The organism is Streptomyces sp. NPDC050625 (assembly GCF_040654755.1).
GTDB lineage: Bacteria > Actinomycetota > Actinomycetes > Streptomycetales > Streptomycetaceae > Streptomyces.
Genome location: NZ_JBFAIQ010000027.1, coordinates 89,656 through 101,426, shown reverse-complemented (window position 1 = coordinate 101,426; position 11,771 = coordinate 89,656). Strand labels below are relative to the sequence as shown.

Genomic DNA, 11,771 nt, shown 5'->3' with positions numbered 1-11,771 from the left:
CGGTCCTCGCCTTCCTGCGCGAGCACGAGGACGACCTCGTCCTGTGCGTGCACAACTTCTCCCGCTTCGCCCAGCCGACCGAACTCGACCTGCGGGTCTACGACGGACGGCATCCCGTCGAGCTCATCGGCGGGGTCCGCTTCCCCGCCATCGGTGAACTGCCCTATCTGCTCACCCTCGCGGGCCACGGCTTCTACTGGTTCCGGCTCTCCCGAGTCGCATCCCGCATCGGCCGACGACGCTGAGCGCGCGGCACCGAGGAAAGGAGGCTTCACCATGACGAAGACCGTTTCCGTCCGGCCGAGGCACCGGACCGGTTCCGACCGGCCCAGGGCCTCGCTGACCGGACTGCTGCGCGAATGGCTGCCCGGGCAGCGCTGGTTCGCGGGCAAGGACCGGCCCGTCACGGAGCTCTCCCTGTTGTCCATGACCGAGCTGTTCCCGGGCTGTCTGCATCTGCTGGTGCAGACCGGACAGGGCGGGGTCCCCGCCCCCGTGGGCACGCCCTGGGCCGGCGACTGCTACCAGTTGCTGCTCGGCGTGCAGAAGCATCCGGCACCGCGCCTGGGCCGGGCCTACATCGGCCGGCCCGACGAGGGTCCGCTGGCGGGTCTGGCGGTGTACGACGCCCTGCACGACCCGCACTCGGCCGAACTGCTCCTGGAGCGGCTGCGGCAGCCCGGCACGGCGGGCCCGCTGCGCTTCGAGGCGGACCCGGCCGTACGGGTGCCCGGCGCACTCGCGCCGCGGCTGCTGGACGCCGAGCAGTCCAACTCCTCGCTGGTGTACGGCGACGCGTACATCCTGAAGGTCTTCCGGCGCATCCAGCCGGGCGTCAACCCCGACCTGGAGGTGTCGGGGGCGCTGGCCGCGCAGGGCTGCACGCGCGTGCCCGCGCCGGTGGCCTGGTTCCGGACCACACAGCCGTGGCCCGCGACACTCGGCGTGCTCCAGCCCTTCCTGCCCGGCGCCGACGACGGCTGGACTCTCGCCCTGCGCGCACTCGCCACGGGCGACGACTTCACCACGGCGGCGCACGAGCTGGGGCGGGCCACGGCCGAGGTGCACCTGGCGCTGGCCACGGCCTTCCCGTCGGACGTCCCGGGCGAGAACGAGCGTACGGCGGAGGCGATGACGGCCCGGCTGGAGGCCGCCGTGCACTGCGTGCCCGCGCTGCGGCCGTTCGTCCCGGGGCTGCGCACCGCGTTCGGCGCGCTCGCCACCTGCGACACCGGGCCGCCCGCGCAGCGAATACACGGCGACCTGCACCTCGGGCAGGTGCTGCGGGCCGGCCCCGAGTGGTTCGTCATCGACTTCGAGGGCGAACCGTCCCGCCCGCTCACCGAGCGGCGCAGCGCCCAGTCCCCGCTGCGGGACATAGCCGGCATGCTGCGCTCCTTCGACTACGCGGCCCGGCAGCGCCGCCCCTGGCGCCCGGAGTGGGCCCGCCGCTGCCGGGAGGCGTTCTGCGCGGGCTATGCCGCCCGCGCCGGGTGGGACCCACGCAAGAAGCACGCCCTGCTGCGTGCCCACGAGACGGACAGGGCGGTGTACGAGGTGCTGTACGAGGCCCGGCACCGCCCGGACTGGCTTCCGGTTCCCATGGCCGCGATCGAGCGGCTCGCCGTACGGGGAGGCTGACCTCATGGCACTGCGCGACACTTCGCTCCCCGAGCACTCGGGCCCGCTCCCGCCCACGGCCGTACCGCTGGACCCCGCGGACCGTGCGCGGCTGCTGTCGGGCTCCCACCACGATCCGCACGCCCTGCTGGGCGCCCACCCGGTCCCCGGCGGGACCGTGTTCCGGGCGCTGCGCCCGTTCGCCCGTGCGGTGAGCGTCGTGATCGACGGGACGCGCAACGGCCTCGTCTCCGAGGGGGACGGGCTCTTCGCCGCCGTACTGCCGTACGGCACGGTTCCGTCGTACACCCTGCTGGTGGAGTACGAGGACGGCGAGCAGGAGGTGGACGACCCCTATCGTTTCCTCCCCGCTCTCGGCGAGCTCGATCTGCATCTGATCGGCGAGGGCCGGCACGAGCAGCTGTGGCGGGCGCTGGGCGCCGAGCCGATGACGCACCAGGGCGTGACCGGCACCCGCTTCACCGTGTGGGCGCCGAACGCTCAAGGGGTGCGGGTCGCCGGGGACTTCACCTGGTGGGACGGCACCCAGTACCCGATGCGTTCGCTCGGCTCGTCCGGCGTCTGGGAGCTGTTCCTGCCGGGCATCGGCGAGGGCACCCGGTACAAGTTCGAGATCACGTCGCGCTACGGCGACCGGTTCCTCAAGGCCGACCCGATGGCGCGGCGCACGGAGGTGCCGCCCGACACCGCTTCCGTCGTCACGGCCTCGCACTACGAGTGGGGCGACGCGGGGTGGATGGCGCACCGTGCGGACACTCCGGTGCACGAGGCACCGTTCTCGGTGTATGAGATCCACCTCCCTTCCTGGCGCCCCGGCCTGACGTACCGCCAGCTCGCCCACCAGCTTCCGGCGTACGTCAAGGACCTCGGCTTCACCCACGTCGAGCTGATGCCGGTCGCCGAGCACCCCTTCGGCCCCTCCTGGGGCTACCAGGTCACGTCCTACTACGCGCCCACGTCCCGGCTGGGCACCCCGGACGACTTCAAGTACCTGGTCGACGCCCTCCACCGGGCCGGCATCGGCGTGATCATGGACTGGGTGCCCGCGCACTTCCCCAAGGACGACTGGGCGCTGGCGCGCTTCGACGGGGATCCGCTGTACGAACCCGGGGACGCGCGGCGGGCCGAGCATCCGGACTGGGGGACGTACGAGTTCGACTTCGGGCGCATCGAGGTGCGCAACTTCCTGGTCGCCAACGCCGTGTACTGGTGCGAGGAGTTCCACATCGACGGGCTGCGCGTCGACGCGGTCGCCTCCATGCTCTACCTCGACTACTCGCGCGACTCCGGCCAGTGGACGCCCAATGTGTTCGGCGGGCGGGAGGACCTGGACGCGGTGGCGTTCCTGCAGGAGATGAACGCGACCGTGTACCGCCGGGCGCCGGGCGTGCTGACCATCGCCGAGGAGTCGACCGCGTGGGACGGGGTGACGCGGCCGACGGACAGCGGGGGTCTGGGCTTCGGGCTGAAGTGGAACATGGGCTGGATGCACGACTCGCTGGAGTACATCCAGCACGAGCCGGTGCACCGCAAGTACCACCACAACGAGATGACCTTCTCGATGGTGTACGCCTACAGCGAGAACTACGTCCTGCCCATCTCCCACGACGAGGTCGTCCACGGCAAGCAGGCCCTGGTCTCCAAGATGCCGGGCGACTGGTGGCAGCGGCGCGCCAACCACCGTGCGTACCTGGGCTTCATGTGGGCCCACCCCGGCAAGCAACTCCTCTTCATGGGACAGGAGTTCGCCCAGGGCGCCGAATGGTCGGAGGCCCAGGGCCCCGAGTGGTGGCTGCTGGACCCGGCGTACGAGGCGCAGGCGGACCACCGCGGGGTGCGGGACCTCGTCCGCGACCTCAACACCGTCTACCGTGCCCACCCCGCCCTGTGGCAGCGGGACACCGACCCGGCGGGCTTCCGCTGGGTCGTCGGCGATGCCGCGGACGACAACGTCTTCGCCTTCCTCAGGTTCGACGGGCGGGGAACGCCGTTGCTGGCCGTGTCCAACTTCTCCCCGGTCGTCCGCCACGACTACCGCCTCGGCGTGCCCGAGGACGTCCCCGCCTGGCAAGAGATCCTCAACACCGACAGCGCGCGCTACGGCGGCGGCGGCATCACCCACCGCGGACCGCTCGTGCCGGCCGAGGGCGCACTCCGGGTGACCCTGCCGCCCCTGGCCACGGTGTGGCTGGTCCCGCATCCGGTTCGGGACTGACGGAGGGAAGGGCGTTCGAGGAGGAGTCGCACACCCGGCACACGGGACGCCTTCGGACACGTCTGGATCATCAGTCGGCGACGACTTGACCGTTCCAGGCGCCAAACAGCGCTGCCTCGGATACATTCGAGCACCGCCGACCACGGTACTGATCGGCAGTGTCACCCTCCGTACATCCCGGGAGCAGCGCATGCGCGACTTCGCCCTCGCTCCGGCGGCGGTTCCGGCCCTGACCGGCGGGCTCGCCGACAGCGTCTTCGAACAGGCGGTCCGCAACCCCACTTTGCCGGTGCTCGCGCGCCGCCCGGACGGTGCCTCCGCCACCTGGGAGGAGGTGACGGCGGTCGAGCTGCGGGACGAAGTGGTCGATCTGGCCAAGGGGTTGGTGGCCTGCGGGATATCGCCGGGCCACCGGGTGGCCGTCATGTCCCGGACGCGGTACGAGTGGACGGTGCTCGCGCACGCCCTGTGGGCGGTCGGCGCGGAGGTCGTGCCGATCAATCCGGCGTCGTCCCGGGAGCAGGTCGAGTGGATCCTGCGGGACGCCGAGTGCGTGGCCGTCGTGGTGGAGGACGAGCAGGGCGTCATGACGATCGGCACCGTGTGCGCGGGCCTGCCGCAGCTGCGGCACGTCTGGCAGTTGGACTCGGGAGCGCTGGCCCATCTTACGGAGCGGGGCCAGTTCATCCCGCTGACCACGGTGGAGTCGCTGCGCCGGATCGTGCTGCCGGACTCGACGGCGGCCATCGCCTACACCTCGGGCACCTCGGGCCGTCCGATGGGCTGCGCGCTGACCCATCGCAGCCTGGCGCATCCGTGCGACGTCCTGTTCGCGGGCTGGGGGCACACGGGGGCGCCCCCGGGACAGCAGCCGTCCGTCCTGGCCTTCCTGCCCTTCTCGCACGTGTACGGGCTGATGATCCAGGTGATGTGCGTGCGCAACGGGGTGCTGATGGGACACGAGCCGGAGCTGACCGAGGCGGCACTGGCCTCGGCCCTGCGCACCTTCCGGCCGACGTACTTCTACGCCGTACCGTCGCTGTTCGAGAAGCTCTACAAGACGTTCCTGCGCACCGCCCAGCAGTCGGGCCGCGGTGCCCTGTTCGAGCGGGCCGCGGAGACGGCGCGGGACTTCGCCGAGGCCGAGGAGCGCCGGCGCCTGGGCCAGGGGCCGGGCCCCGGGTTCGACCTGCGGCTGCAACACGCCCTGTTCGAGCGGACGGTGTACCGAAGACTGCGTGGCGTGCTGGGCGGCCGGGTGGTCCGGGCCACCTCCGGCGGCTGCTCGCTCAACCGTGAACTGTCCCTGTTCTACGAGGGCATCGGCATCTATGTGAACGACGGCTACGGGCTCACCGAGGCCAGCGGCGGCATCACCATGCAGCCGCTGGGCAGAGAGAAGTCAGGGACCGTGGGGCAGGCGCTGCCGGGCACGGAGATCCGGATCGCCGACGACGGGGAGCTCCTGGTGCGCGGCCCGTCGGTGTTCCAGGGCTATGTCAACGACGAGCCGGCCACGCGGGCCGTGCTGCGCGGCGGCTGGCTGGCGACCGGGGACATCGGGCGGCTCGACTCCGAGGGCTATCTGACGATCACGGGCCGCAAGAAGGACGTCATCGTCACCAGCGGCGGCAAGAGCGTGGCCCCGGCGCCGCTGGAGCAGCGGCTGCGGATGCATCCGCTCGTCCACCAGGCGGTGGTGGTCGGCGACGACCGGCCCTGTGTGGGGGCCCTGATCACCCTGGACCCGGAGTATCTGGCGCACTGGCGCACGGCCCTGGCGCTGCAGCCCGACACGCCCGGCCGGCAGACACGGGAGGACAACGCGCTGCGGGAGGAGATCGCGCGGGCCATCGCCGCGGCCAACAGCGCGGTGTCACGCTCCGAGTCCATCCGGGTGTACCGGGTGCTCCCCACGCCGTTCGACCCGGCCAACGGACTGCTGACGCCCTCGCTGAAACTGCGCCGGGACGCCATCGTGCGGCACTACGCTGCCGAGATCGACGCGATGTACCAGGTCCGGACCCGCACCGCGCACCGGCCCGCGCTGGAGGAGCCGGCCGACTGGGACGACTCGGACGACGTGTTCCGGTGAGGAGCCGCCGTCCCTGGGAACTCGCATCGTGGGACGGATGAGCACCGACAGCAGTCCTGCTCTCCCGGGACTGAGGAAGACGAGATGCCGATCGGGCCGCGCCGGGACGACACACCGCCCTCCGAGGAGACGTTCGAGCGTACGTTCTCCTTCCCGGGCGATCTGGGGAACGTGACGGGTACACGACTCGCCGCGGAGGAGTTCCTCGGTGTCCTGGCACGCAGCTCGCCGCCGGCGACTCCGGAGTACTGGGACGACATCCTGCTGGTGGTCACGGAACTGGCCGCCAACGTCGTCCAGTACGCCCCGGGCCCCTTCGAGCTGCGGATGCGCCGCACGTTCGACGGTGTGCACATCACGATGCACGACACCAGCACCACCCGGCCCGAGCCGCGTCCGTTCCGGCCCAGCAGGGGCGGGGGCGGCATCGGCTGGCACCTCATTCACACGCTGTGCGAGCAGGTCAGCGTGGTCGTCACGGAGACCGGCAAGGACGTGCACGCCTTTCTTCCCTGGTGACGGAAACCTTCTTCGGTGGTGACGGAACGTTCCCGCACGGTCGTCGGTCAGCCCGGGCGATGGCCGACCACGCCGAACATCGTCACGGACATGTGCAGCGCGCCCCGCTCGGCGGCCTCGGCAAGACCGGTGTACGCGGTCTCGCACTGGGCCTCGGTCAGCAGTCCGCGGTGCACCGCCGACTTGCCCAGCATGCGGATGAGCGGCCAGGCGACGGACCGGTGGTCCTGGAGGAGGGCCTGGGAGCCGCGATCGTCGACCACGAGTCCGGCCGCGGTCAGCTGACCGACGAGGCGGCGCCCCGAGTAGGGGTTGGCCGCGCTGGTCAGGGCGCCCGAGGTCAGTGCCCGCAGGATCTCCGGGTCGCCGGGGTGCAGGACGGTGGTCGCCCAGTCGGTGTCGAGCAGCGCCACACGGCCGCCCGGGCGCAGCACCCGGGCCATCTCGGCGACGGCCCGGTCCGGTTCGGCGAGATGCTGCAGCACGCGTTCGCACCACACGATGTCCACCGAGGCGTCGGGCAGGGGCAGCGCGAGGGCGTCGCCGTCCGTGAAGCGCGCCCCGCTGCCGGCCGCGCGCTCCTCGGCGACCGCGCGCAGCGCGGGGTTCGGTTCGACGCCGAGGGCCGAGCCCTGCGGGCCGACGGCGGCCGCCAGCTCCCGTGTCCATGAGCCAGTCCCGCACCCGACGTCCAGCGCCCGCTCGCCGCCCTGGGGCGCGAGCGCCTCGTGGGCCCAGGCGCGCAGTCGTCGTACTCCGGGGTTGGCGTCCTGGACGTCCAGGGCGCCGATCAAGTGGGCCGCCGCGTCGGGGTTCCGTGCGTCGATGTTCCGCGTCTGGAAGCCCGAACCGGGCCGTGTCTGCGCCATGCCGCGCACTCTACGGCGCGCACGTCGCGGTCCAGGAGCCTTTTCCGGACGCCGGGTTCGAGCCCGCCGCGACCGGCGCGCGCCCCGGCCCGGGAACCCTCGGACTGCCACAGGCTCAGCAGTACGGCGCATCTCCGTGCGTCACACGGGTTGCTCGCGGCCGCGGGAGGCGCATGCTGGTGCCCACGCTTTCGTCTGCCTGCCGCACCCGAGTGGCGCAACGGCTCGGGGCGCGGTGGGATCGATGTGGTGCGAACCAGCGATCCGGGGCAGGCGAACGGCGTCGAGTCGGACCGCCTGGAGCCGCAGAAAGGGATGAACGACGTGACACGACCCAGGATCCTGGTGGTTGGCGCAGGCTTCGCCGGTGTGGAGTGTGTTCGCCGCCTGGAACGGAAACTCGCCCCGGACGAGGCCGACGTCACCCTGGTGACACCGTCCGCCTTCCAGCTCTATCTGCCCCTGCTGCCCCAGGTCGCCTCCGGCGTGCTCACGCCCCAGTCGATCGCCGTGTCGCTGCGCCGGAGCAAGAAGTACCGCACCCGGATCATCCCGGGCGGTGCCATCGGCGTGGACCTGAAGTCCAAGGTCTGCGTCGTCCGCACGATAACGGACGAGACCGTGAACGTGTCGTACGACTACATCGTGCTGGCGCCGGGCAGTGTCACCCGCACCTTCGACATCCCCGGCCTGACCGAGCACGCCTTCGGCATGAAGACCCTCGCGGAGGCCGCCTACATCCGCGACCACGTCATCTCCCAGCTGGACCTCGCCGACGCCAGTCACGACCCGGCCGAGCGCGCCTCGCGGCTGCAGTTCGTGGTGGTCGGCGGCGGTTACGCCGGCACCGAGACCGCCGCCTGTCTGCAGCGGCTGACGCACGCGGCCGTCAAGCGCTACCCGCGGCTGGACCCCGGCCTGTTCAAGTGGCATCTGATCGACATCGCGCCGAAGCTGATGCCCGAGTTGGGCGACAAGCTCGGCCGCAGCGCCCAGGAGATCCTGCGCCGCCGCGGGATCGACATCTCGCTGGGCGTCTCCATCGCGAAGGCGGGCCCCGAGGAGGTCACCTTCACCGACGGCCGGGTGGTGCCCACCCACACCCTGATCTGGACGGCCGGTGTGGTCGCCAGCCCGCTGATCGCCACGCTCGGCGCGGAGACCGTGCGGGGGCGGCTCGCGGTCGACGCCCATATGTCGCTCCCGGGCCACGACGGCGTGTTCGCGCTCGGCGACGCCGCCGCCGTGCCGGACCGGGCCAAGGAGGAGGGCGCGATCTGCCCGCCCACCGCGCAACACGCCATGCGGCAGGGCAAGAGGGTCGCCGACAACGTCATCGCGACGCTGCGCAACCAGCCGCTGCGCCCGTACGAGCACCGGGACCTCGGGCTCGTCGTCGACCTCGGCGGAACGGACGCGGTGTCCAAGCCGCTGGGCATCGAACTGCGCGGCCTGCCCGCCCAGGTCGTCGCCCGCGGCTACCACTGGTCGGCGCTGCGCACCAATGTCGCCAAGACCCGCGTCATGACCAACTGGCTGCTCAACGCGGTCGCGGGCGACGATTTCGTGCGCACCGGGTTCCAGGCCCGCAAGGCCATGAGGCTCAAGGACTTCGAGCACACCAACGCCTATATGACGCCCGCGCAGGTACGGGCGTATGTGGAGGGCCAAGGCGGCGAGGGCACGTCGAGCTGACCCGGGCACCCCGTCGGCCGCCGGCCGGTTGCCCGCCCGACCGGTGGCCGTCCCCGGTGGCCAGGGGCCGGACCGTGCCATGCTGGGTGCGGGATCACGACGTGACACGGGAGAGAGCGCGGCGGCGTGAGGACTGCGGGACGGTCGGTGCGGGCGGAGCTGCGGGACCGGCTCGCGGCGTCCGATCCCGGTCTGCTGCGGCTCGCGGCGGGTCTGCGGACCGTCCTCGCCATCACCCTGTCGCTGGCCGCTTCAGCCCTGGCGGGGGCCGATGTGACCCTTCTGGTGGCCGCCGCCATGGCCGCGATGGTCGCCACCTTCGCCATCCGTGAGAAGCAGCGCGGCCGGCAGGCCGGCACGCTCGCCCTGGGGCTGCCGGTGGCCCTGGTCTCGGTGTCGCTGGGCGCGCTGCTCGGCGCGCACATCGTGGCCGGCGACCTGTTCTTCGTCGCGCTCATCTTCTGCGCCGTCTACGGCCGCCGGTACGGGGACCGCGGTACGGCGCTCGGGCTGATCGGCTTCCAGATCTACTTCCTCTCGCTGTTCGTGCACGCGACCGTGCCGACGCTGCCGGGTCTGTACGGCGCGATCGTCGTGGCGTTCGTGTGCAGCGCCCTCGCCCGGTTCGTCCTCGTACCGCAGACGCCCGCGGGCACCCTGGACCGGCTGCGGCGGGCCTTCCGCGCCCGGCTCGCCCAACTCGTCGGGGCTCAGATCGAGTTGCTCGACGCCGGCCCGGAGGAGGTGGACAAGGCCCTGGAGGTGGTCCGGGTCAGGACGGCCCGGCTGCACGAGACGGCCCTGTTGATCCAGGGCCGGCTGGAGGACGGGACCTCCGACGAGGCGGTGGCGCGGCTGCTCCAGCGCCGGATCGCGGACGCCGAGATCGCCGCCGAGCGGCTCGGGCTGATGCTGCTGACCGCGCGCAGCGCCGAGCGGGCGGACACGCTCACGCTGCATCTGCCGGGCGCGCCCCTCCCCTTCGGAGGTGAGCTGCCGGTGCGCGACGAGTGGGCCGCCGAGCTGCGCCGCGCGCTGGAGGCGCTGCGGCTGCTGGTGCTGCGGCCCGTCGGCAAGGACACGGGGACCGGGCTCGCGCGGCTGCGGAACCGGCTGCTCGGCTACCGGGAGGAGGAGAACCTGCCCGATGCCCCGTCCGCCGTGCAGGACGTCTTCCGGGGCATCGGCGAGGCCGCACGGGCGGTGCTGGGACTGCGGATCGCCCTCGACGGACCGCAGGACGAGTCCGCCGACACCCCCGCGACGGCCCGCTCGCGCGAGGAACTGGACGCGGAGGACGCGGCGATCGGCGGCGAGGAGGAGGGCGAGCGGGAGGAGGAACAGCCCATCGGCCGGCTGCGGCCGACCACGCGGGCGGCCGTGCAGGTGGCGGTCGGATCGGCGCTCGCCATGGTGGGCGGCGAGCTGCTGTCCGGCAATCGCTGGTACTGGGCGGTGCTGACCTGCTGGATCGTGTTCATCAACACCGCGTCCACCGGGGAGATCCTGGTCAAGGGCTATCGCCGGGTGCTCGGCACCGTGTTCGGCGTCGTCGCCGGCATCGGACTGGCGGGACTGGTCGGGCACCACACATGGACGGCGTTCGGGCTGGTGCTGCTGCTCATCTTCGCGATGTTCTACACGGCACCGCTCTCCTACACGCTGATGTCGTTCTTCGTGACGGCGATGCTGGGGCTGCTGTACACGCTGCTCAACACCTACAGCACGTCGGTGCTGGTGCTGCGCGTGGAGGAGACGGCGCTGGGCGCGGCGTGCGGGGTCTTCGCGGCGGCGGTGGTCCTGCCGGTGCACACCGACCGCCGTACGAACGAGCTCCTGGCGGGCGTGCTGAACCGGCTGGCCGACGTCACCCGGGCCGCGGTGGACCAGTTGAGCGGCGGGCCACCGGCCGATCTGCTCGACCGGGCGCGCGAGCTGGACCAGGCGCTGGCCGAGTTGCGCGCCTCCACCCAGCCGCTGACCCACCCCATCGCACCGCAGCGGTCGCGCCGGAACACGGCCCGCTATGTCGTGGCCCTCCTGGAGACCTGTGCGTATCACGCGCGTTCCCTGGCGGCCACCGCCGAACTGCTGCCCGCGTACCCCTCGATCGCCGCGGATCCCCGGCTGCGCGGGGTGGGGCAGCGGATCGTGCACAACATCGAGGCGATCGCCGGGCACATCACCGACCCGCACGCCGGATCCAGGGTCGAGACCGGCCCCAGCATCGCCTCCCTGCTCAAGCCCGGCACCCTCGCGACCCCGCACTACGACCGCGTGACCGACCGGGTACTGCGCCATCTGCAACGCCTGGACGAGGCGGTGATGGGTCTGGCTCGCCCCCTGCGAGCCCCACTCGAACCTCGCAAGCTATGACGGGCGAGGGGAACTCGTTCGCGGCGGCGCATCGGTGCCGGCGACTCCGACTGACCTCTCCGGGCGCCGCCAAACCCGTGAACGGTCCGGTCGGGGCGTCGTTTCCGGGTATGGGGACGGTATGACCGACGTCGTGGATTCGAGCGAGCTGTTGCGGCGCATCCAGCGCGGACGGGACTGCGCGGCGGACGAGGAGCGGGTCTGGCGGGCCCGCGCGGAGAAGCTGAGCGCGACGGACCCGGAAGGAGCCCGGGAGGCGTCCGCGCGGGCCTGGGCGTACGAGGCCGTGTTCCGTGTGCTGGACGAGATCGCCGTGCCGGGGCGGCACGGCGACGGGAGCGAGTGAAACCGGTCACGTGAC

At 72.1% G+C, this 11,771-nt stretch carries 9 protein-coding genes; 8 read left to right on the top strand and 1 reads right to left on the bottom strand.

Annotation, left to right across the window (positions count from 1 at the left end; translation table 11 throughout):
* From AB0I54_RS38160 to AB0I54_RS38140, 5 genes are all read left to right on the top strand, one after another.
* On the top strand, positions 1-245 hold a 245-nt coding region (locus AB0I54_RS38160), incomplete at its 5' end, for an alpha-glucosidase C-terminal domain-containing protein (RefSeq protein ID WP_363300878.1).
* A gap of 31 nt (positions 246-276) precedes the next feature.
* The gene (locus AB0I54_RS38155; protein ID WP_363300877.1) at positions 277-1,641 is read left to right on the top strand and encodes a maltokinase; all 1,365 of its coding nucleotides are present in this window, start codon (positions 277-279) and stop codon (positions 1,639-1,641) included.
* Between the two features lie 4 nt (positions 1,642-1,645).
* Positions 1,646-3,856 (top strand): 1,4-alpha-glucan branching enzyme, encoded by a 2,211-nt coding sequence (gene glgB, locus AB0I54_RS38150; protein ID WP_363300876.1) that lies wholly within the window; start codon positions 1,646-1,648, stop codon positions 3,854-3,856.
* A 190-nt stretch (positions 3,857-4,046) separates the two neighbouring features.
* Positions 4,047-5,951 (top strand): AMP-dependent synthetase/ligase, encoded by a 1,905-nt coding sequence (locus tag AB0I54_RS38145; protein ID WP_363300875.1) that lies wholly within the window; start codon positions 4,047-4,049, stop codon positions 5,949-5,951.
* An 84-nt stretch (positions 5,952-6,035) separates the two neighbouring features.
* Entirely contained in the window at positions 6,036-6,470 is a 435-nt protein-coding gene (locus AB0I54_RS38140) for an ATP-binding protein (protein ID WP_363300874.1), read from the top strand.
* A gap of 47 nt (positions 6,471-6,517) precedes the next feature.
* On the opposite strand, the gene AB0I54_RS38135 is transcribed toward AB0I54_RS38140, so the two are convergent.
* On the bottom strand, positions 6,518-7,339 hold the full coding sequence (locus AB0I54_RS38135) for a methyltransferase domain-containing protein (protein ID WP_363300873.1): 822 nt from the start codon (positions 7,337-7,339) through the stop codon (positions 6,518-6,520).
* 315 nt (positions 7,340-7,654) lie between these two features.
* Between AB0I54_RS38135 and AB0I54_RS38130 the strand changes: the two genes are divergently transcribed.
* The 3 genes from AB0I54_RS38130 to AB0I54_RS38120 all read left to right on the top strand — a co-directional run bounded on the left by AB0I54_RS38130 (position 7,655) and on the right by AB0I54_RS38120 (position 11,756).
* A complete protein-coding gene (locus tag AB0I54_RS38130) occupies positions 7,655-9,034 on the top strand; it encodes an NAD(P)/FAD-dependent oxidoreductase (RefSeq protein WP_363300884.1) in 1,380 nt (459 codons plus the stop codon).
* Positions 9,035-9,160: 126 nt separating this feature from the next.
* A complete protein-coding gene (locus tag AB0I54_RS38125) occupies positions 9,161-11,410 on the top strand; it encodes an FUSC family protein (protein WP_363300872.1) in 2,250 nt (749 codons plus the stop codon).
* A 121-nt stretch (positions 11,411-11,531) separates the two neighbouring features.
* Positions 11,532-11,756, top strand: coding sequence for a hypothetical protein (locus tag AB0I54_RS38120; RefSeq protein ID WP_363300871.1), 225 nt, complete (start codon positions 11,532-11,534; stop codon positions 11,754-11,756).
* The last annotated feature ends 15 nt before the right edge of the window (positions 11,757-11,771 follow it).